This window comes from Paenibacillus sp. JJ1683 (assembly GCF_053006485.1).
Genome location: NZ_CM129820.1, coordinates 3,457,646 through 3,479,069 on the forward strand (window position 1 = coordinate 3,457,646; position 21,424 = coordinate 3,479,069).

Annotated in this window: 18 protein-coding genes; 4 read left to right on the forward strand and 14 right to left on the reverse strand. The window is 43.5% G+C overall.

Features of this window, described 5'->3' with window-relative positions:
* Positions 1 to 119 precede the first annotated feature (119 nt).
* The 3 genes from efp to ACUC6J_RS14895 all read right to left on the reverse strand — a co-directional run bounded on the left by efp (position 120) and on the right by ACUC6J_RS14895 (position 2,449).
* A complete protein-coding gene (gene efp / locus ACUC6J_RS14885; protein ID WP_013371789.1) occupies positions 120 to 677 on the reverse strand; it encodes an elongation factor P in 558 nt (185 codons plus the stop codon).
* Positions 678 to 710: 33 nt separating this feature from the next.
* Positions 711 to 1,784 (reverse strand): M24 family metallopeptidase, encoded by a 1,074-nt coding sequence (locus ACUC6J_RS14890; protein ID WP_447250298.1) that lies wholly within the window; start codon positions 1,782 to 1,784, stop codon positions 711 to 713.
* A gap of 74 nt (positions 1,785 to 1,858) precedes the next feature.
* A complete protein-coding gene (locus tag ACUC6J_RS14895; protein WP_045244446.1) occupies positions 1,859 to 2,449 on the reverse strand; it encodes a YqhR family membrane protein in 591 nt (196 codons plus the stop codon).
* Positions 2,450 to 2,714: 265 nt separating this feature from the next.
* On the opposite strand from ACUC6J_RS14895, the gene ACUC6J_RS14900 reads away from it, so the two are divergent.
* The 3 genes from ACUC6J_RS14900 to ACUC6J_RS14910 all read left to right on the forward strand — a co-directional run bounded on the left by ACUC6J_RS14900 (position 2,715) and on the right by ACUC6J_RS14910 (position 5,304).
* Positions 2,715 to 3,716 carry an ABC transporter substrate-binding protein gene (locus ACUC6J_RS14900; protein ID WP_016822300.1) on the forward strand — a complete coding sequence of 334 codons (1,002 nt, stop codon included), beginning with the start codon at positions 2,715 to 2,717 and terminating at the stop codon, positions 3,714 to 3,716.
* A 267-nt stretch (positions 3,717 to 3,983) separates the two neighbouring features.
* On the forward strand, positions 3,984 to 4,976 hold the full coding sequence (locus ACUC6J_RS14905; protein WP_447249049.1) for a DUF1385 domain-containing protein: 993 nt from the start codon (positions 3,984 to 3,986) through the stop codon (positions 4,974 to 4,976).
* 7 nt (positions 4,977 to 4,983) lie between these two features.
* The gene (locus tag ACUC6J_RS14910) at positions 4,984 to 5,304 is read left to right on the forward strand and encodes a hypothetical protein (RefSeq protein ID WP_290402767.1); all 321 of its coding nucleotides are present in this window, start codon (positions 4,984 to 4,986) and stop codon (positions 5,302 to 5,304) included.
* A 119-nt stretch (positions 5,305 to 5,423) separates the two neighbouring features.
* On the opposite strand, the gene ACUC6J_RS14915 is transcribed toward ACUC6J_RS14910, so the two are convergent.
* The 3 genes from ACUC6J_RS14915 to mntR form a co-directional block, all read right to left on the reverse strand.
* Positions 5,424 to 6,413 (reverse strand): patatin-like phospholipase family protein, encoded by a 990-nt coding sequence (locus tag ACUC6J_RS14915; RefSeq protein WP_090890111.1) that lies wholly within the window; start codon positions 6,411 to 6,413, stop codon positions 5,424 to 5,426.
* Between the two features lie 95 nt (positions 6,414 to 6,508).
* Entirely contained in the window at positions 6,509 to 8,251 is a 1,743-nt protein-coding gene (locus ACUC6J_RS14920) for a family 10 glycosylhydrolase (RefSeq protein WP_290409545.1), read from the reverse strand.
* Between the two features lie 137 nt (positions 8,252 to 8,388).
* The gene (gene mntR / locus ACUC6J_RS14925; RefSeq protein ID WP_007430946.1) at positions 8,389 to 8,814 is read right to left on the reverse strand and encodes a transcriptional regulator MntR; all 426 of its coding nucleotides are present in this window, start codon (positions 8,812 to 8,814) and stop codon (positions 8,389 to 8,391) included.
* A 252-nt stretch (positions 8,815 to 9,066) separates the two neighbouring features.
* On the opposite strand from mntR, the gene splB reads away from it, so the two are divergent.
* Positions 9,067 to 10,131 carry a spore photoproduct lyase gene (gene splB, locus ACUC6J_RS14930; RefSeq protein WP_017427491.1) on the forward strand — a complete coding sequence of 355 codons (1,065 nt, stop codon included), beginning with the start codon at positions 9,067 to 9,069 and terminating at the stop codon, positions 10,129 to 10,131.
* Here the strand turns inward: splB and ACUC6J_RS14935 are convergent.
* The 8 genes from ACUC6J_RS14935 to pflB all read right to left on the reverse strand — a co-directional run bounded on the left by ACUC6J_RS14935 (position 10,124) and on the right by pflB (position 21,206).
* On the reverse strand, positions 10,124 to 10,840 hold the full coding sequence (locus ACUC6J_RS14935; RefSeq protein ID WP_447249050.1) for a cytochrome c biogenesis CcdA family protein: 717 nt from the start codon (positions 10,838 to 10,840) through the stop codon (positions 10,124 to 10,126). The two genes, splB and ACUC6J_RS14935, sit on opposite strands and share 8 nt — an antisense overlap.
* Positions 10,841 to 11,008: 168 nt before the next feature.
* The gene (metG, locus tag ACUC6J_RS14940) at positions 11,009 to 13,027 is read right to left on the reverse strand and encodes a methionine--tRNA ligase (RefSeq protein WP_113050342.1); all 2,019 of its coding nucleotides are present in this window, start codon (positions 13,025 to 13,027) and stop codon (positions 11,009 to 11,011) included.
* A gap of 415 nt (positions 13,028 to 13,442) precedes the next feature.
* Positions 13,443 to 13,733: a membrane protein insertion efficiency factor YidD gene (yidD, locus tag ACUC6J_RS14945; RefSeq protein ID WP_045244441.1), complete on the reverse strand. Its 291-nt coding sequence runs from the start codon at positions 13,731 to 13,733 to the stop codon at positions 13,443 to 13,445.
* 1 nt (position 13,734) lies between these two features.
* Entirely contained in the window at positions 13,735 to 14,226 is a 492-nt protein-coding gene (locus ACUC6J_RS14950) for a Fur family transcriptional regulator (RefSeq protein WP_016822309.1), read from the reverse strand.
* A gap of 255 nt (positions 14,227 to 14,481) precedes the next feature.
* The gene (locus ACUC6J_RS14955; RefSeq protein ID WP_174820876.1) at positions 14,482 to 16,701 is read right to left on the reverse strand and encodes a copper amine oxidase N-terminal domain-containing protein; all 2,220 of its coding nucleotides are present in this window, start codon (positions 16,699 to 16,701) and stop codon (positions 14,482 to 14,484) included.
* A gap of 487 nt (positions 16,702 to 17,188) precedes the next feature.
* Positions 17,189 to 17,617, reverse strand: a complete 429-nt coding sequence (locus ACUC6J_RS14960) for a hypothetical protein (protein ID WP_017427487.1) — start codon at positions 17,615 to 17,617, stop codon at positions 17,189 to 17,191.
* Positions 17,618 to 18,120: 503 nt separating this feature from the next.
* Positions 18,121 to 18,879 (reverse strand): pyruvate formate-lyase-activating protein, encoded by a 759-nt coding sequence (gene pflA / locus ACUC6J_RS14965; RefSeq protein WP_013371803.1) that lies wholly within the window; start codon positions 18,877 to 18,879, stop codon positions 18,121 to 18,123.
* 65 nt (positions 18,880 to 18,944) lie between these two features.
* Entirely contained in the window at positions 18,945 to 21,206 is a 2,262-nt protein-coding gene (gene pflB, locus ACUC6J_RS14970; RefSeq protein ID WP_016822312.1) for a formate C-acetyltransferase, read from the reverse strand.
* Positions 21,207 to 21,424: the final 218 nt, after the last annotated feature.

Sequence of the window (21,424 nt, forward strand, 5' to 3'; positions counted from 1 at the left end):
ATAACTTTAGTACAGTATAATACGAAAGTGCTGTGTGGAGCCAATGTTTTTTAATATTCGTACATATAAAAATATCCTCTGCCCTTAATAAGGACAGAGGATACCGGAAAATGTAAATTCTATGCGCGAGACATGTATTTGCCGTCACGAGTATCAATTAACAATACGTCATCTTGGTTAATAAACAGAGGAACTTGAACATTCAAGCCTGTTTCCAGTTTGGCATTTTTGGTTGCACCTGTAGCTGTATTCCCTTTAATACCTGGTTCTGTTTCAATTACTTTGAGTTCCACGCTGGTAGGCAGGTTGATACCCAGGATTTCTCCGTTGTAGCTTATGATATTTACATTCATGTTTTCTTTCAGGAAGTTAAGCTCCCATTTCAGCTGATCGCTGGACAATGTAAATTGATCATATGTTTCGTTGTCCATGAATGTATGATCGTCTGCACTAGCATACAGATAAGATACACCACGATTTTCGATTTGCGCCCGGCCGATTGTTTCACCCGCACGGAATGTACGTTCAACCGTATTACCATTACGCAGGTTTTTCAACTTGGAGCGTACGAATGCTGCACCTTTACCTGGTTTTACGTGTTGAAAATCCAGAACTGTAAAAATATCTCCGTCTACCTCGACGGTCAAACCTGTTTTAAAATCATTAACGTTAATCACTAAAATACCCCTCCTACAGGACTGTTATCGTTATTAAACGACTGTAAATTCTTTGCTCGAATGCGTTAATACTTTGATGCCGTTATCTGTAATAACGATATCATCCTCGATCCGTACACCGCCCAATCCAGGCACATAGATACCTGGTTCGACCGTTACAACCATGCCCGGCTCCAGAATATCATCACTTGCCTTCGACAGACGTGTAGATTCATGCACTTCAAGACCCAGACCATGACCTGTACTGTGTCCGAAATTGTCTCCATACCCATGGCTAGCAATAATATCCCTGGTCAGCGCATCCGCTTCACGGCCTGTCATGCCCGGCTTAATATGTTCGAGTGCGTGAAGCTGCGCCTTAAGTACAATATCGTAGATCTCGCGCAACTGAGGCGCCAAATCCCCTTGTGTAGCCACTGTACGGGTCAAATCGGAGCAGTAGCCATCCAGCAACGCACCAAAATCAAACGTAATCAGCTCACCTGCTTGTACTAACTTTGCACTAGCTACTCCATGAGGCAATGCCGAACGAACTCCGGATGCCACAATCGTGTCAAATGAAGAAGAAGTAGCTCCCTGCTTGCGCATGAAGAATTCCATTTCCAGATCCAGCTCACGCTCGCTGACTCCTGGTTTGATGTAAGGTAAAATGTGTGCAAATGTAGCATCTGCCAAATCCGCTGCCCGTTGCATCACTTCGAGCTCTTCCGCATCCTTGTACACCCGCAGCTTTTCCACAATGCCCGATACCGGAACCAGCTTAATAGGTGACAGATCTTCTCTATAAGCTTTATGTGTCGCAACAGTTACATCATCCTGCTCAAAGCCTGTTTCGCTAATCTGATGGGAAGACAGCAATTCTCTTACTGTTTCCATGACCTGCGCAGCGTGCTGCACTACCGTAAAGCCTTGGGCTTGTTCGGTCGCTTGTGTCATATAACGAAAGTCAGTCAGCAAATAACTATGGGATTCTGTAATCAGCACATAGCCCGCTGAACCTGTGAAGCCTGTCAAATATCGACGATTGACAGGGCTAGTAATCAGCATAGCCCGCAGGTTATGCTCGCCCAGCGCCTGCCGCAACTTTAGCACCCGGTCATTCTTCATCTTCATTCCGCTCCCCTCTGTCAAATAACCAAATGCTATTTTAACACAGGGGATAGGCGCTTGAGAAGTTTTTGTTACGTTCTGTCCCCAGCCTTCTCAGGCTCGCGCATTCTTTCATCCGTATACTCGACAGCAACGGTATATCCGATAAATAGTCCCCACAGTATAAACACACAAACTTCCGTATATATGGAATTCCATGTTAATCGATAAGGAGGGTTCATCATCCCTAACTTAGGGCCTGTTAACACAAATAAAATAACCCACCAAATCAGACCGTATATAATACCGGGGATTGGGCCATTAAACCTGCGCAAAATCAGGGTGTACACCAATGACGCTACCACGGACAATCCAATAAAAAACAGCAACCCCACCAAATGCCCTGCCATGGTGTTCATGAACGAATGCTTGAAAAACGGCTCTGCCAGAAAGCCAGGCGCCACTACTGTAAAGTGCAGCGTATAAAACAGCCAGCGCAGCAACCCCCAGAGCAAACCCGCAAAAAAACCCAGCTCAAGTGCAAAGGGAATGAGCGGTGTATGTAATTTGCCTGACTGTTGTCTGCCTCTGTTACTGTTGTCATTATGATTACGTTGATTTTGAGATTCACGGGACTGTTCCTGATCACGACCTATTTTCGGTATAGAGTAAGTTTCACTCATGTGGTTGGATCTCCTTTCAAAATGAATAAATTTTCTCATGGTGAGGACTCATTGTTATAAGGAAAAGCATGTGTACTTCCACCAAATTCGTGCCTATCCATTTTGAGAGGTAGTATGCTCCAATGGGGGGCAGTTTAACAATGAAGTTGAAGAGTAGATTTAATAATCTTTGCATTGACAAAATTTCAATCCTGTTTCATAATATATTGATGAAAATGATAATCATTATCATTTTATAATACGTTTATACAGGAGAACGCAATCTATGAAAAAGGGATTTATCGGATTCTTATTGTTACTGACTTTTATGCTCACACTGGCAGGTTGTGGAGCAACTGACAATGCAGCAGATAAAGGTCAGACAACTACGTCGGGCAGCAAACCCACTGAAGCAGCGACCGGTCCTGTGACAGTAAAGCATAATCGTGGTGAACTCACGCTTGACAAGCCCGCGCAGCGTGTCGTGGTGCTTGAATGGACATTTACGGAGGATTTGATTGCATTGGGCGTTCAGCCAGTTGGTAATGCGGACAATGCCAACTATAAGGTGTATGTGACTCCAGAGGCGGCTCTGGACAGTAACGTGGTCGATGTCGGTACACGCAACGAGCCTAATTTGGAGGCGATTGCTTCATTAAAGCCGGATCTCATCATATCCAATTTTGATGGGAATGAAGCAATCTATGAGCAGCTCAAGGCCATCGCACCGACGATTGAATATAATCTGAACGATGGTAACGGCTACGACTATGATAAGATGGTGAAGATTTTTAATAGTATCGCAGTCGCTCTTGGAAAAGAGGATAAAGCTAAGCAGGTGCTTGCCGATCTGGACCAGCATTATGCCGAAGCCAAACAAAAGCTCGCCGCTGCAAACAAATCGGATTTCCATTTTATACTGACACAGGCTTTTACTTCGCAAAATGCAGCCAGTCTGCGTATGTTTTCAGATAATTCAGTCGTTGTGGGAACACTGGCGAAGATCGGTTTGGTTAACGATTGGAAACCGAGCAAGGTTGAATCGTATGGCTTTTCAACGGTTGGCATTGAAGCTCTGTCAGCCGTTCAGGACAGCAACTTTATCTATATTGTGCAGCCAGACGATAATGTTTTCGGCTCATCTATGAAAAACAATTCTGTTTGGAACGGTTTGAAATTCGTCAAAGAAAAACGTACTTATCCGTTGGCCAGTACAACATGGACGTTTGGCGGCCCGGTCTCGTCAAAGGGACTGGTGGATGAGACTGTCGGGGCAATTACGCAATGAATTTGATCCGGCGATTCCGTCTGATTTATAACTGGCGATAATAAGCATTTATGGGGGCAGTCTGACCGCTCTCATAAATGCTTTTTTAAACCTATGGCATGATATCTCCCCACACTACAAGGATTTCCATCTTCTCCGTTATGATTAAATTTCCTTTTCGAATGATAAAATTAGCAGGTCACTACATCCCATTTTCGTCTAACTAGATATTCCCTTCCAAATTCGATACAATATACAAAAAAGCATGTATTAAGAGAGGTGAGACGGTTGTCACAAGCATCCAAGCCTGTGAGCTACGGCGGTCAGGCAGTCATTGAAGGTGTCATGTTCGGCGGCAAGCGTGTCAATGTCACGGCAGTTCGCCGCAAATCTGGCGAAATCACATATTTGGAAGTACCACGCAAGGAGCAATTCTGGGTGTCCAAATTCCGCAGAATTCCGTTATTGCGGGGGATTGTCAGCATTATCGACTCCAGTGCCAAGGGCACCAAGCATTTGAACTATTCAGCCGATGCGTATGCTGATGATGAAGTAGATCCGGAAGAACGCGCTGAACAAAAGAAAAAAGAGGAAGCCCGTTGGAGCCTGAGCATGATGATCGGCGTGGCTGCGGTCGGTATATTGTCCTTCCTCTTTGGTAAAATTGTATTAACCCTCGTTCCGGTTGTTGTGGAGAGTTTCCTGTTTGGCGGCTTGTTTCACAACCAGATTTTGCATAATCTCGCTGAAGGAGCTATTAAGCTGATTTTGCTGCTCGCTTATTTATGGGCTATTTCCCAAACTCCGTTAATTAAGCGACTGTTTCAATATCACGGCGCGGAGCATAAAGTGATTACTGCATTTGAAGCAGGGGAAGAACTGACTCCAGCCAACGTACAAAAATATAGCCGACTGCATTATCGCTGCGGTAGCAGCTTTATTATGCTCACCGTGATTATCGGGGTACTCGTCTACTCCCTGTTTACCTACGATAATCTGTGGGAGCGCATGGGGCAACGTCTTTTACTACTTCCGATCGTATTGGGTCTTTCTTTTGAATTTCTCAAGCTGACCAATGCACTTCGGGAAATTCCAGTGCTTCGTTATCTAGGTTACCCCGGCCTATGGCTGCAGTTGCTTACCACCAAAGAACCGACCGATGATCAAGTGGAGGTATCGATTGCCTCATTTAAGCGTATGCTTGAATTGGATGCTGAGTTAGAAAATGTACCTGTAAAGGAGACTCTCAACAGTCCGGTCCTTGATCCTGTGAAAGGATGAGTGAATGATGTACAGACATGCCGTTATTTTCTGGCTTACCCTTGCTTTGGGCGCATATGGAATTGTAGATATGCTATGGAAAGGTAGCTGGGGCTTTCTCATTAGTTTACTAATCCCCGTCTTTATTTTTGCAGTTATATTTCTGCTGTACAAATACCAGCCAGGACAACGCAAGCGAACTCCCAAAGTTAAGCCCTCTGTGCGCACCATGGCCAAAACAGCCAGTGTACGTAAACAGCAGACTACAAGCAAACGCAAAACGTATCCTTTTCATGTCATTGAGGGTTCCAAGGGCAAAAATGAAGAGGAACAACCTAAATATCATTAATCATTATCAACCTTTAAAATGTAACACAAAGGAGCCATCACCCGTGTTTTGCAATATGACCGGGAAGAGGCTCCTTTTTTACTTTCTTTAAAATTACTTCAGCTGCCAGTAAGTGGTGCTTATTTCATGGCGTACATGGTATCTTTCATCAATTGATACTTACTATACTGCTGCTGGTAAGAAGTGATGCTCCATTTGTGGAAAAAAGCTTCTCCTGCCTGCACACCGGAAGCATACAACAAATCACTTTGCTCTGGTGAAATGCTGAATTGGGCAGTGCGGATACCCAAAGTTGGAATTTTAATGGTCCGATACCGATTCTCCTGCTCAATATACCGTTCATCATGTGCCGATAGCATGGTATCAAAAATAGCCTGCAGCATGGTCAATGGGCCTCGTATATAAGAAACCTTGGTCTCCGTCCCTGTTTTGCCCACCATTTGAAATCCTACCGTTGGAATCGTTTTGGCCTCACGTTCATTGACAGGCTCATCAAAAAGCCATAGAGGCAGATTGCTGAGTAAGGCTCCATCAACAACAAATACAAATTGCTGGGAAAAGGTTTTTCCCTTGGCAAGTGCAGAATCAAGTCTTAACATAACAGGATCAAAAAAATAAGGGATACTCGTGCTCATCCGAATGGCCTTGGCTACCTCTAGTGAAGAGGGGTTTATACCAAAACGTTTGATATCCTCAGGAAGCACCAAAATGCGTCCATTCGTAATATCTGATGCAATAATGCGCAGCTTGCCAGGAGGTAGATCCGCGAATGTACGCACTCCTTTAGCTCGTAACAGCTCGCGTACCCAATGCTCCAGTGCCTCCCCTGAGTAGAGCCCTTTTTTAAGAAAGATACGTGCTGCTGGCCCAACCCACTTAATATTGAACACTGGAGAACGTCTTAACAACTTGACCAAGGGAGTTTTCTCAATTACGGCTTTCATTTCATCCGCCGTATATCCCGCAGCCAACAAAGCAGCTACAATAGCACCTGATGATGTACCAGCCAAACGATTGAATACAATATCATGCTCCTCCGCAGCCTTAACTGCACCCGCCAGCGATATTCCCTTAACCCCTCCACCCTGGAACACAGCATTGATCAGCATAGATCAAAAAACCTCCGTTCTCTTGGGAGTAAGCAGTTCTACTGCTTATGTATGAGAACGGAGGTCCATGTAGAACCTAAATGATCCAATTTATATCATAATTGATAATAATTTTGAAGAAGTTGAATGAGTCCGTATGGATTTTTCCGCAAATGCTGTGCACTAAAATAAATATCCCCTTTGACCTGCTTATAATTCTCGTTCAGTTCAAGCTGCTTAATTAACTCTTGAGAGGATTGCCATCCTTTTTCAGGGGTGCCGATTTTATAAGGTGAATGGCCAATATACAGCTTAACATCTGAATTTTTGACCTCATTGGACCACCATGCGACAAGCTTGTCATATCCAGCCGCTGGGAAACCGATACTCCAGTAAATTTGTGGAGCTACATAATCAATCCATTCTTTGTTAATCCAGGTTCTTACATCTGCAAATGTCGTGTCATAAGCAGTAACGCCTGCCTTGGTGTCTGAACCCGTTAAGTCCTGAGACTTGTTGCGCCACACGCCAAAAGGACTAATCCCGAATTGAACTTTCGACTTGCTGGCATGAATGCTTTTGCCCAAATCGCGAACAAAACTATTTACATTATCTCTCCGCCAGTCACCTTTGTTAGAGATTTTGTTGGCGTTATATGCTTTGAAAGTCGCGTCATCATCAAAAGTCCCGCTGTAAGGATAAAAATAATCATCCAAATGGACACCGTCAATATCGTATCCGTTTACGACCTCCATAATCGCAGCAATGACATGCTGACGTGCAGCTGGAATTCCAGGATTGATGTACAACTGGCTACCATTCTTAACAATCCAATCCGGATGTTGATTAGCCACATGGTTTGCTGCCAAACCGCTAGTTGTTCCTGTAGAATTAGCACGGAACGGATTAAACCAGGCATGGAATTCCATCCCCCGCTTATGTGATTCACTAATCATAAATTTCAACGGATCATAGCCTGGATTTTTACCCTGGGTATTCGTTAAATACTTGCTCCATGGCACAAGATCAGACGGATAAAGCGCATCCCCGCTGGCACGAACCTGAACAAATACCGCGTTAATGCCCATACCCTGCAAATCATCGAGCATTTTTGTAAACTCCTGCTTTTGCTTCTCGGAACTGCTTCGTGCAGATGAAGAAGGCCAGTCTCCATTAATGGTGGAAATCCATGCTCCACGCATAGAGCTTGTAGCCTTCACCTGAGCCACATCCCCCTGTGAGGAACCTGAACCTTCCTCATTAGTAGAGGTTGACGGTGAGGTAACAGCATCCTGTCCATCCTCCTTGGCTCCCTGATCGGTACTAACACTCTCCTGATTGCCAGATGCTGAGTTATTTGATGTTGAGCTGCTGTTTCCCACAGAAGTACTCCCACCAGTAGAGGCACCTTCTTTACCACTGCTTAACGTAATGACCCGCTCTGAGGCTTGCCAGTCTACTTTTAACCCCAACTCTTCCCCAACAAAACGCAGTGGTACCATGACTCTCCCACTTGACATACGCGCAGATGCGTCCAATCGAACCGACTTGCCATTCACAGTAGCGCTTTGTGCACCATTATCCATAGATATATTTTTGTTCTGTGCTGTAATCGTTACCGTACCAGACGATGCCGACCAGTTGACCTGTGCGCCTAATCCCTCACTAATCACTCGCAAAGGAACCATCGTGACATTCGCGCCCTGTACAATGTACGGTGACGCATCACTTTGCAGGGACTGTCCGTCCAATATAATCTCAATCTCACCAGTTGATGCCGCTTGAACTCCAGGCACAATGGCAGTCTGTACTGCTAAGAGTAGACCCGCAGCCATGAGCCCTATTTTCTTCCGATTCATATCTTTATAATCCTCCGCTACCCCTGTTAATTTTAACCCCTATCTTGTCCTGCTATATAATGGATAGACGCTAATAACCAGATATTTGTTGCGGTCAGGAAAATAAAAAAAAGCATTGTCCGTAAGGACAGATGCTTTTAGGAATCCCCACTCAATTCCTTGTGTATGTCATGAAGCTGGCGCAAGCGATCTTCATCTCGGCGGAAATATTCAACCAATGTCTCGATACGTGTGATGGAATCCCAGCTCAAATGGTGTTCAATACCTTCCACATCTTTATATATTAGGTCCTTGTCAACCCCAATCATATCCAGAAATTGCTCTAGTAACTGGTGGCGGTCAACCAACCGTTTGCCGACCTTTTTCCCTTTCGGTGTCAAAATCAGTCCCCGATACTTCTCATATACAAGATAATCGTCCTTATCCAACTTCTGAATCATCTTGGTGACGGACGAAGGATGCACCTCCAAACCCTCTGCGATATCCGAGACACGAGCATATCCCTTCTCATCGATCAGTTGGTAAATGCGCTCCAAATAATCTTCCATGCTTGGCGTTGGCACTTGTTTCCCTCTTTTCTGTTATTGAACGGGCGCTTACCGCCTTCATTTCCTGCATTAAACCTACTATGTAATGATACATGTTATCATCGCTCATTGGCAAGTCTCGTCCCTCCACTCACATCTATTGCCACGATTTGTTCAATTTAAGCAGGGTACACTAATGTTGTCGCCCCTGTATCGTTACTTTCTGCGGAGATGCTTTAGAGTTGGACACCAGAGCACAGAGGATTTATTTCGAAAGGAGCGTTAGCCATGTCTACGCTTGAGCGTACTCCTGTCCAAATCAGAGGAACCAAGCCATTCATGCCTGATCTGGTGTTTTTTGAACCAGACGCACTAAATTATCCCAAAGGCCAGCGTATTATGGATTGGGTCAAAGCCAAGGATATTCCGTATCGTATGACGACCTCTCACAACCGAATTACCAATTTACCAGGTGAAACTGAAGTTGAAAAATACCGAATGGCAAAAAAGACACTGGTTGTCGGCATCCGTAAAACATTAACTTTTGACCAATCCAAGCCCTCTGCCGAATATGCCATCCCTATTTCGACTGGTTGCATGGGGCACTGTCACTACTGTTATTTACAAACAACCTTAGGAGCAAAGCCGTATATTCGGATCTATGTCAATACTGACGATATCATATCAGCAGCTAAAGCCTATATCGAGGAGCGGGCGCCTGAAATTACTCGTTTTGAAGCAGCTTGTACCTCTGATCCGGTTGGTTTGGAGCATATCACTGGATCACTTGGAGACTTGATTCGTTTCATGGCAGATGAGGAATTTGGCCGACTTCGTTTTGTTACAAAATATCATCATGTTGATCCATTGCTGGATATTAAACATAATGGCCATACTCGCATCCGCTTTAGCATTAATTCCGATTATGTTATTAAACAGTTTGAACCTGCAACTTCGCGCTTTGAGGAACGTATTGAAGCAGCGGGCAAAATCGCACGGGCCGGTTATCCGCTGGGGTTCATCATCGCACCCATCATTTGGTATGACGGCTGGGAAGAAGGATACGGAGAGCTGCTGCGTAGATTGGGAGAAACCTTGCCCCAGCATGCTACGAAGGATCTGACATTCGAATTAATTCAGCATCGCTTTACCAAAACATCCAAAGCTGTTATCGAGAAACGTTACCCGAAAACCAAACTGGAAATGGACATAGAAAAACGTAAGAAAAAATGGGGCCGCTGGGGCCAGAATAAATATGTTTATCCCGATGAACAGCAAAATGCACTACGGGAGTTTATCACAGAACGCATTTTTGAACATTTTCCTTTAAGTCGTATCGAATATTTCACATAACCAGCATCCAATCCGGGGTAATCCGTTGTAAAAAAAGCGTAACATCTGTCATATGATCCATTACCAGCAGACCGCCAGTGATCACAAGCAGCATGCCACCTATTTGGATAAGGATGGAAGTATAACGGGACGATAACTTAACAGAGCCTGCCAGCAAAGCCAATACAAAAAACGGAATCGCAAAACCAAGTGCGTAGCCAGTAATCAGCTTGAACCAAATGTGATGCTCTACTGCCGCCAAAGCGATAATAGCTGTTAGCATAGGACCGATACAGGGTGACCAGCCTGCCGCAAACCCAATTCCGATTACAAAGGAACCGGCGTAACCGGCAGGCTTCCATGTCCAGCGCAGCTTATGCTCTCTCATTAGAAATAATGGACGCACGAAACCAAGAGATACCAGACCCATGAGTATAATAAGTAGCCCCGCTACGACTCTTAACGTATCCCCATAATTGGCAAACCATTCTCCAAGCAACCCGACACTTGCCCCCAGTGAATAAAAAACAACCGAAAAGCCTAATACAAAAGCAAGCGTGTGTCCCATCGTACGATAGCGAACCTCTGCCCTGTGCCGTCCTTCAGCCAGTTCACGTGCCGACATTCCTGTTATATACGATAAATAGGATGGATATAGTGGCAAGCAGCACGGTGAAAAAAAAGAAACCAGTCCAGCAACGATGGCCAACCCGGCGTTGACATCTGACATCATCATTTCCTCCCACCTGTCTTAGTGAACACGCAGAGCAAATACAAGCCCTACCTACTAAAACATACGTATAGACAGAGAAAAATATGATGCAAGCCAAAAAGCGTATGCCTGGGAGAATAATATCCAAGCATACGCTTTTTACGTTCTTTTATTTTATATAGCCTCTTATTTTACAATCGCACCATTTGGCATACCATCCGGTACAGTGGCCAATGTAAGCTGATCCCCATGTGATGCTGCCAAAATCATACCCTGCGACAGCTCACCCCGAAGTTTTACTGGCTTAAGATTGGTCACACAGATCACCTTACGCCCAATGATATCCTCAGGTGTATAAAACTTCGCAATTCCTGATACCACCTGTCGCTGCTCATAACCAAGATCGAGCTGAAGCTTCAATAGTTTATCGGCCTTCTTCACAGGCTCACAGGCGACAACCTGAGCAACACGCAGTTCTACCTTGGCAAAATCCTCAATGCCAATCTCTTCTTTCGGCTCTGGTGCTTCCTGGCTCGCCTCAGATGCATTCATCGGTTGAGCTTGTGTGGCAGCTTCCTCCGGTTTCTTACCTCCAGTCATTGCTTCTACGATAAAAGCAACCTCTTGCTCAGAGTCCAGACGGGGGAAGATCGGATTACCTTTGACCAACTGCGTTCCTTCTGGAATACGTCCAAATTGCTTGCCGCTATCCCATGTAGTCAGCTCCCCTTGACGAATACCGAGTTGTTCCCAAATTTGATGAGGTGCACGCGTCAAGAAAGGCTGAAGTAAAATGGAAGCAATACGTAAGCTTTCTACCAAATGCACCATAACAGATGCCAATTCGCGACGTTTTGCCTCATCCTTAGCCAGATTCCAAGGTTGCGTCTCGTCAATATACTTGTTGCTACGGCTAATAAATTGGCTAATCGCCGTTAAAGCCACGGAAAATTCCATGTTTTCCATAGCTTCTTCAACTTTACTATAAGTCGATGTTGCCATATCTACCAAAGCTGCGTCGAATGAGGTTACATTGGCTTCATAAGCGGGAACTTTGCCGTCAAAATATTTGTCTACCATCGCTACCGTACGATTCAACAAGTTGCCCAGATCATTGGCTAAATCCGAATTTACACGATCTACAAAACTTTCAGGTGTGAATGTTCCATCCGCTCCAAATGGCACCTCGCGCAGCAAGTAGTATCGAAGTTGATCCAGACCATAACGGTCAATCAACGTTACCGGGTCTACCACATTGCCTTTAGATTTCGACATTTTGCCATCTTTCATGAGTAACCAACCATGTGCAAATACTTTTTTAGGCAACGGAAGGTCCAGTGCCATCAGCATGATTGGCCAATATATCGTGTGGAATCGGACAATCTCTTTACCTACGATATGCACATTTGCTGGCCAAAATTTATCGTACAGCTCAGTATTAGAAGAGCCATACCCCAAGGCAGTGATGTAGTTAGAAAGTGCGTCAATCCACACGTATACGACATGCTTCGGGTCCCCCTTGACCTTAACACCCCAGTCAAAAGTTGTACGGGAAACAGCCAGATCTTCTAACCCCGGCTTGATGAAGTTGTTAATCATTTCTTTTTTCCGGGATTCCGGTTGGATAAACTGCGGGTTCTCTTCATAAAATTGCAGCAACCGATCAGCATACTTGCTCATGCGGAAAAAGTAACTCTCTTCCTTGACCAGTTCTACAGGGTGTCCACTATCCGGGCTCTTACCTCCAGTTACATTACCTTCAGCGTCCTTCACGACATCAACGAGCTGAGTTTCTGTGTAGTAAGTCTCGTCAGGAATGCTGTACCAACCTTCGTATTCTCCCTTATAAATATCGCCTTGTTTTAATAAACGATCAAAGATTTCCTGTACGACAGCCTTATGACGTTCCTCCGTAGTACGGATAAAATCGTCATTGGAAATGTCGAGCTTCCGCCACAGGTCTTGAATACCTGCCACAATGTCATCTACGAAACGTTGCGGCGTTTTGCCAGCTGCACTTGCCTTTTGCTCAATCTTCTGGCCATGCTCATCCGTTCCTGTCAAATAACGAACCTCATAGCCCCGTAGCCTCTTGTAGCGAGCCATCGCATCACCCGCTACCGTCGTGTAGGCATGTCCTATATGGAGCTTGTCACTGGGATAATAGATCGGTGTTGTAATGTAAAATGTGTTCTCACTAGACATGTATGTTCCTCCTGTTTTGTTCACGACAGCAAAAGATTTGCTACCATGATAGGTACTCCAATTCATGAATTCGACACAAATTGGGCACAAAAAAGACCCCCGTCCCTATGGGACGAGAGTCACCTCACGCGTTACCACCCAAATTCCCTGTACCCTCGCAGAATACAGGCTTCACCGGTCACATCTGACCGCCCATTAACGCTGGATCACGCCTCCTCCTTACGATTGCCTCTTGAACATAGCTTCTTCACTGTGGCAAATACGCTCGAAAAAGGTTCCTCCAGGACCATATTCAGGCTTCACTCCAGACCGGTTTTCAGCTAACTCCGGCTCTCTGTACTGGACGACTTACCTTACTCATCCCTTCACAGGAAAACAATATTAACCAAAATATAACCAAATCGGCATGGCGCTGTCAAGTCAGACCCTTCTCAGTATGGGTAGCCAAACGATCTTTGTCAGACTGATCTAACCCCTTTTTTGCAGGAGGGACCAAATCTACACCGCCGGGATGAAATGGATGGCATTTAGCTATACGCTTTGCAGCTAGCCATGAGCCTCTGAGCGCACCATGCACTTCTACCGCTTCCAGCGCATACGCCGAACACGTCGGATAGAACCTGCAGGTAGCCGGCTTTAATGGTGAAATGTAAGCACGATAAAACTGAATCGGAGCCTGTACCACTCTGCGTGTGGTGATTTTCATTTCAGTAGCCCCCGTGGCTGTGAGTGTGACTGCTCGTCTGTTTGAAACCCCCATCCGAATTACTCTCAGTATGCCCATTCTTCTGCTGACAGTCTTTGCAATAACCAAAAATTTCAAACTTATGCTCGACGATTTGGAATTGATCTGTTGTATCTGTCATTTGCATTGGACAAAAAGAAATCGGCAATGTTTTCTGACAGCTCAAGCAAATCATATGGTGGTGGTGATGATGTTCATTACAGCTCACCTTGAACTTCATCCCATCCTCAAAAGATACCTGCTCCAGTACACCCAATTCCTGCATTACACGCAGATTGCGATATACTGTATCAAAGCTAAGTCCGCTGTACTTCTTACCCATATATTCATAAACGTCTTTAGGGGACAGATACCCTTCATTCTCGGAAAATAACGTGGCCAACGTCTTGCGTTGATCTGTAATACGCAGCCCCTGAGCGGACATCGTTGCGATAATCTCATCCTTTGTCAGCATGCGTTTCACCCTCCCCTGTCTATAGTTTCAGGTTTTCTGATGCAGGCTTAGGCTTGCATCTATTCATTATACCACGATTAAAGTCAATATTATAAGAGATATTCGCGCTACTCATAAGAAAAAGACGTTCTCCAGTGCTGCAACCAAGTTCGCAACGGGAGAACGCCTATATCCTGCAAGTGACATCGACTTTTAAAACGGTGAATGATGAGACTCAAGTGGTCTAAGCCGGTATACAACACCGGTTATTTAAAATTAATTTTTAATAGCTGGTAAAGGCATAACTACTACGGAAACCGGCAGATTACTACCAGCAGCTGCAGTGAAATACATCTCTACACTTTCCTCAATATGACCTGTACGATACAGTACACTCATTTCATTCGGAGCCCATACAGCACCATTTGTCGGTATGCCCACAACCTGATTATTCACCATCGCATAGCCGGAATATTCGCCTCCACGCGGGTTGAACGCAATCAGTGAATACGGCGCTACATGGTCCAACTTAACCTTATATACAACACCAAAGTTACCAGCATTGGAAGCAGAAGAGCCGTCCAGGCCGTCGGTACCAATCAGGTTCGGGTCTACCTTATTATCACCAAGAACGATACGTTGAGCTGTTTTACCAACTTCTTCGGTATAATTGAGCGAGATATCCGAATTCGCGTACGTTCCACGGTTATGAATACCGTCCTTAGGCAGTTTTGCCAGTGTAGGCAGTACAGTCATTGGATCTGCATTTGCATCCACCATAATGACCGTATATTGGATTGGCTGATCCGTGTATAGATCGGACAAGAGAGAAATGACTTGTTTTTGTTTCATTTTTTTCTCATTCAAATCCTGCAAAATAATACGGCTTTCGCCTGGATTCAGAACCGTACTAGAACGTTTGCTTCCATCTATCATAGACTGAAAATATTTTTGAATTGAAACTTTTCCCGCAGCTGTAGCAAATTCAGATGGTCCAGCAAAACCTGAATTTTCGACATTAATATTGGTAGGCGTGATATTGTTGTTGGTCGCAATCACATACATCTTTACATCTCTACCCGTTTCATTCACATGATGGACAAGAATACGGGTACTGCCTGATCCGGTTTCCTGATATACGATACCATCCTGGAACACACGTTCCGGGCTGTTGGCACGAATCAGAAGACGTGGTGAAGATGTACTAGTCAAAGGAATGGTAGGCATTGTAGGCACCTGACTGCCATCTACACTGTATTTATCGCCATATGGCGTGAAAATTTTATTGAAATCATCTTCGTTGTATAGCAGTTCATTCGTAATTTTAATTGTTTCACTTTTGGTACCTGTTGCGCCATGCTTATCAGTCACGGTCAGTGTAATGGTTACATCACCTGGCTGGAAGAAGGCAAGTTTCTTGTTCTCCCAATCACGCTTAGTGATCGCATTCTCATCGTCAGTACTCAGGTCGGTAATGGTAATTTTTTCACCCATCTTGTACTCTTTTTTATCCGTTGTAAACAGAGCTACCGGCGGCTGATTTGGCGGTCTTACTGTAATTGTTACAGAGTAAGGATCACTCCAGTTCCCAGCAGAGTCAAGAACGGAATAGGTAACTACATATGTACCCGGCTCCTGAAATACGTCCTGCTTACCTTCCCAACGTTGGTTCACAATCGGAAGACCTGTAGGAGAAGATTCCTTGGTCAAATACGTAACTTGAGTTTCACCCGCATAGATATCTTTTTGTTGAACCGTGAAAGAAGCTTTTGGCTTCTGATTCAAATCCATGATAACTTGTTTAGTTGTATTATTCACAGTATAAGGAATATTTAAGGCCTGCGTAATCGAGGTCAACGGTACCATAAATACGTTCTTTTGTTGGAAAGCCGGTCCCTTCATTTGTCTAGCTTCACCGTTAACCGTATAAACTTTGCTGTCTGTTTTGAAGCGTAGGACATTTGTTCCTTGGGTGATTACGGTTTCTTTGGTGGCAGTGTCATAACTAAACTGCAATCCGACACGGCTGACAAGAGAACGGATAGCTACATAGGAAACTCCGTCTTTGACTGTCATCGGCTGAGTTGCCGTATATACCTGTCCATTTTGTTCCATTTTAGCACTGTTCAAATACAAAATCAGTTGATTCGCATTCATGGATGTTGGAGCTCCACCAGGATTGGTGATCGTTCCGTCTCCACCGTATACATCATTGGTTACGTTCGATCCGTTAGTGGTATCTGTAGGCAGCCCAGTCAATGGATCATTGGATACACCCGTGTTATCAGGTGTTACCGTATTAGCTGGTGTGCTTGTTCCATTTTGATCTCCGATACTATTCTGAACGCCGGAATCAGCAACATTGGTCGTCTGCTGGGCGCTAACCGAATCGGTGGATTGAACGCTTGTTGATGCTGCTTCTGCTCCTACAGGGGCTACTGCAGCCACCTGAGCTACCGCCAAGGCGGTGAGCATGGTCCATTTCTTGAAATTCATTGTCTGTCTCCTTCTATCCCCAAATTATTATCATTCCCGTGAAAAGTCATACTATTAGACGCGACAGTTGTCAAAAAGTTTCTGGAAATTTTGACGATCATGAAAAAAAGGGAACTTCCTCCTGTGATTGCAATAAACGAAAAGAATTATCCCTTAATACATTAAAAATCTACTAAATAAATAGGCTATTAGATTTAAAGATTTGGCTTCCGATCTTGCTAATTTATTTCGTCATAAAAAGTCCTCTATTGGAATAATCTCTTTTTATTAAGCTAATTTTTGTTCATAGGTGCTTTATTTAAAACTCTCATCTTATCAACTTGTAACTATAGAGTATGGCATTTATGAATGACTGGAATATGAAAATTAACCATAAACAAAGTGAAACAATTACTTTATCGTTAGGTAGTAGTCCTCTCTTTGTGAAAAGAAAAGGTGCCCCAAGTCATCAAATCGACTTTGGGCACCCAATAAAAATGGTCATTAATCAAGGCCAAGTTAGAGAATAAGTTCCGTTATTATTATAAGTTTGAACACGAACTGTATGATAACCATATAAACCACTTACATGAAAACTAGATCCTTCACTAGGATTTCTATCACGCTGGTAGACATGTCTACCGTTACTATCATAAATATCAATACTATACAAATCTGAACTACTTGAGGCCGTATAAATCTGTACATCCAAAGACCCATTTAAATAAATAGATGCAGAAGTTTGACCCAGTTGATATGACCTTGATCCTTGAGGTGTAACTACACTTTCATTTGTTAATGTTTGTTCAATAACCGATTGTGAACTCGTGTTTGAGTTCATATTTTCTTTAGCATAGGTTAGTTGAGTAGGTACAAAACTTAAAGATAAAGTGAGAGCTGAGAGAGCAGTTAAACCTAGCAGCTTAGATTTTACCATGTTTCTTGTCTCCTTTTCTTTTATTATAATTTACAAATTCATAGTACAATAATTAGGTGAAAAAGTAAACATTTTTTTCCTTATTATTATATATATTGTTGTTTTATAATAAAAAATTCATAAAATATTGAAAATTTCAATAAAACAAGACTATTATGATTCTCTTCAGTTTCAGTAGCATAAATTTTATATTTATTTACTGTATATACTTCGACCGAAAGTTCGTGCTGTGAAATCTAAGTACATATTTTAGTAAATTTTCATTGTATCTATCAATGTTAATCAGGTACTGAAAATTACCTTTAAATACAAGAACTTAGATAACAATGAAACGTTTTTCTGAAAACTAAGAAGTGAGCAGAGCAAGAACAAGCCGATTCAAGTCGCAGCCTAAAAAAGTTTTTTTATCTTAAATATTTCAAGACAAATTAAAACAGCGTGCACCGTTTAATACTGGTGCACGCTGTATACTCATTTTTTGCTTTGCAAAACTTACTACAACATTATGATGGACGGCAAGCAGTATTCGTTCCTGCAGTCTCCAGACGACCCTCTTCAATGAGTCGGTAAGCACGTTGAACTTCTTCATCTGTAGGAGACGGAACTCCCTCCAGCGGATATGCCTTACCGAGCATTTCCCATTTGTAAACACCCATTTGATGGTAAGGTAAAATCTCGAATTTCTCGACTCCGTTCAACGTTCCAATGAACCGTCCCAAATTGAGTAGATCTTGCTCGTCGTCATGGATACCCGGTACAAATACGTGTCTAATCCACATTTTTCGCCCTTGCTCAGACAACCAGCGGGCCGTACTTAGCATACGATCGTTGGATTTGCCTGTAAGCTTAATATGCTTGTCGTTATCAATGTGTTTAATATCTAGTAGTACCAAATCCGTTACGTCCAGTAGATCATGGATACGACCTGCATCATTAAAGCCGTTACTGTCCAATGTCGTGTGCAAATTCCAGCGACGTTTCACTTCTTTGAACAGCTCTGCTACAAAATGAGCTTGTAATGTCGGTTCTCCACCGGAAACTGTTAATCCGCCTCCCGAAGAACGGTAATAGGCTAAATATGGTTCAATCTCAGCCAATACTTCTTCTAACGTCATCGGATTACCTTCATTCAAGGCCCAAGTGTCCGGATTATGGCAATATTGACATTTCAACAAGCATCCTTGCATAAAGAGCACGAAGCGGATGCCGGGACCATCGACGGTCCCGAAGGTTTCCAATGAGTGTATGTGACCTTTCAACATGTTGCATCATCCTTCCCGCATCCGCTATGCGTGCGTCAGTGTATTATTTGATACGTAAAACTTATTTACATTGTACCGTGGAAAGTACGGTTAATAACATCCAATTGTTGCTCACGAGTCAGCTTGATAAAGTTAACCGCATAGCCGGAAACACGAATCGTAAGTTGTGGATAGTTTTCTGGGTGTTCCATTGCATCCAACAGTTGTTCACGAGCAAACACATTGACATTCAGATGATGTGCGTGGCTTCCAAAGTAGCCATCCATCATCGAAACAAGGTTTGTTTTGCGTGTTTCTTCTTCTTTACCCAATGCTTTAGGCACGATGGAGAAGGTATTCGAGATACCATCTAAGCTGTGTTCATAAGGCAATTTGGCTACGGAACTCAGGGATGCCAGAGCACCTTTTTTATCACGACCATGCATTGGGTTTGCACCTGGTGCGAACGGTTCGCCCGCTTTACGTCCATCAGGTGTTGTACCTGTTTTCTTACCGTATACCACGTTGGAAGTAATGGTCAGTACAGATTGAGTAGGAACCGCATTACGATAAGCTTTATGTTTGCGGATCATGCTCATGAAGCTTTCTACCAGTTCTACAGCGATAGTATCTACGCGGTCATCATTGTTACCGTAGCAAGGATATTCGCCTTCGATTTCAAAGTCAACAGCAATTCCTTTTTCGTTGCGAATTGGTTTAACTTTTGCATATTTAATGGCGCTCAAGGAGTCGGTAGCAACTGACAGACCCGCAATACCACAAGCCATGGTACGAAGAATATCACGGTCATGCAACGCCATTTCAATGCGTTCGTAGCTATATTTATCATGCATATAGTGAATAACATTCAAAGTGTTCATGTACAGTTTTGCCAGCCATTCCATCATAGGTTTGAAACGGCTTAACACTTCTTCGTAATCCAGCACTTCACTTGTAATAGCTGGGAACTCAGGTCCTACTTGAACGCCGGATTTTTCATCCTTACCGCCGTTAATGGCATACAGCAGAGCTTTTGCCAAGTTGGCACGAGCGCCAAAGAATTGCATTTGTTTACCGATTCTCATAGCGGATACACAACAAGCAATACCATAATCATCGCCGTAGATTGGACGCATCAAATCGTCATTTTCATATTGAATGGAGCTAGTTTCAATAGAAACTTTTGCACAATATTTTTTAAAGCCCTCAGGCAGTTTTTCTGACCACAGTACAGTCAAGTTAGGTTCTGGAGCAGGTCCTAAGTTGTACAGTGTGTGCAAGAAGCGGAAGCTGTTTTTGGTAACACGAGTTTCTCCAGTGACAGACATACCACCAATGGATTCTGTTACCCAAGTTGGGTCACCACTGAACAGTTCGTTGTAGTCAGGTGTACGCAGGAACTTAACAATACGCAGTTTCATAACAAAATGATCGACCAGTTCCTGAGCTTGTTCTTCGTTCATCGCACCTTCCTCAAGATCACGTTGAGTATAAATGTCAAGGAATGAAGATACACGTCCCAAGGACATTGCTGCACCATTTTGTTCTTTAATCGCTGCAAGGTATCCAAAATATACCCATTGGAAAGCTTCTTTTGCATTGTTAGCTGGTTTAGAAATATCAAAACCGTGCTCAGCAGCCATTTGTTTCAATTCATTCAAAGCACGAATTTGTTCAGAAATTTCTTCACGCAGACGGATTACGTCTTCTTCCATGGAATCAACTTCAAGGCTTTTCAATTGAAGTTTTTTATCTTGGATCAAGAAGTCTGCACCATACAGAGCTACGCGACGATAGTCACCGATTATACGACCACGACCGTATGCATCTGGCAGACCAGTAATGATGCCAGCTTTACGAGCTGCTCTCATTTCATCTGTATAAGCGTCAAATACACCTTGGTTGTGTGTTTTACGAATATGAGTGAAAATGTCAACAATGCTTTGTGGCACTTCAAAACCATAGGCTTTACAAGCATCGATCATCATCCGAATTCCACCAAACGGCTGCAAAGAACGTTTGAATGGAGCATCTGTTTGTACGCCGACAACTTGTTCTTTGTCCTTGTCCAAATAGCCTGGTTTATGTGAAATAATGGTGGATGGCGTATTTACGTCTACATCAAGAACGCCGCCGTTTGCCAACTCTTTTTTAGTAAGATCAGATACAATTTCCCACAATGCAGTTGTATTGGCGGTAGGACCAACCAAAAATTCTTCATTGCCAACATAAGGTGAGATATTTGTTTCAATAAAATCGTTGACGTTAACTTCTTTAGTCCATTTTCCTTTTTTAAAACCTCTCCAGCCAGATTGTTGCTCTTGTAATTCTCTCTCAATCACCGACATGTAAATCCCTCCAAATTGTTTGGTCTTCCGGACTTGTGATTTTTTTCACGTTTAAACTATTTCTTGAGCCCGGCCTTTTCACCGATGCCTTACGCTCAGTGTCGGGACCTTTCTTACACTCTTATTGTAGAATAATGATAGAGTGTAGTATGTGACAAAAATCACAATATGAGTGATTTTTGTCACTTTATTTTCCCTAGCTTCACGCGCATACCTCT

What these genes read in the sequence shown, in the direction of transcription:
- ACUC6J_RS14890 (WP_447250298.1), bottom strand. Translation starts at nt 1,784, where the DNA reads ATGAAGAATGACCGGGTGCTAAAGTTGCGGCAGGCGCTGGGCGAGCAT.
- ACUC6J_RS14895 (WP_045244446.1), bottom strand. Translation starts at nt 2,449, where the DNA reads ATGAGTGAAACTTACTCTATACCGAAAATAGGTCGTGATCAGGAACAG.
- ACUC6J_RS14900 (WP_016822300.1), top strand. Translation starts at nt 2,715, where the DNA reads ATGAAAAAGGGATTTATCGGATTCTTATTGTTACTGACTTTTATGCTC.
- ACUC6J_RS14910 (WP_290402767.1), top strand. Translation starts at nt 4,984, where the DNA reads ATGTACAGACATGCCGTTATTTTCTGGCTTACCCTTGCTTTGGGCGCA.
- ACUC6J_RS14915 (WP_090890111.1), bottom strand. Translation starts at nt 6,413, where the DNA reads ATGCTGATCAATGCTGTGTTCCAGGGTGGAGGGGTTAAGGGAATATCG.
- ACUC6J_RS14920 (WP_290409545.1), bottom strand. Translation starts at nt 8,251, where the DNA reads ATGAATCGGAAGAAAATAGGGCTCATGGCTGCGGGTCTACTCTTAGCA.
- splB (WP_017427491.1), top strand. Translation starts at nt 9,067, where the DNA reads ATGTCTACGCTTGAGCGTACTCCTGTCCAAATCAGAGGAACCAAGCCA.
- ACUC6J_RS14935 (WP_447249050.1), bottom strand. Translation starts at nt 10,840, where the DNA reads ATGTCAGATGTCAACGCCGGGTTGGCCATCGTTGCTGGACTGGTTTCT.
- metG (WP_113050342.1), bottom strand. Translation starts at nt 13,027, where the DNA reads ATGTCTAGTGAGAACACATTTTACATTACAACACCGATCTATTATCCC.
- yidD (WP_045244441.1), bottom strand. Translation starts at nt 13,733, where the DNA reads ATGAAAATCACCACACGCAGAGTGGTACAGGCTCCGATTCAGTTTTAT.
- ACUC6J_RS14950 (WP_016822309.1), bottom strand. Translation starts at nt 14,226, where the DNA reads ATGCTGACAAAGGATGAGATTATCGCAACGATGTCCGCTCAGGGGCTG.
- ACUC6J_RS14955 (WP_174820876.1), bottom strand. Translation starts at nt 16,701, where the DNA reads ATGAATTTCAAGAAATGGACCATGCTCACCGCCTTGGCGGTAGCTCAG.
- ACUC6J_RS14960 (WP_017427487.1), bottom strand. Translation starts at nt 17,617, where the DNA reads ATGGTAAAATCTAAGCTGCTAGGTTTAACTGCTCTCTCAGCTCTCACT.
- pflA (WP_013371803.1), bottom strand. Translation starts at nt 18,879, where the DNA reads ATGTTGAAAGGTCACATACACTCATTGGAAACCTTCGGGACCGTCGAT.
- pflB (WP_016822312.1), bottom strand. Translation starts at nt 21,206, where the DNA reads ATGTCGGTGATTGAGAGAGAATTACAAGAGCAACAATCTGGCTGGAGA.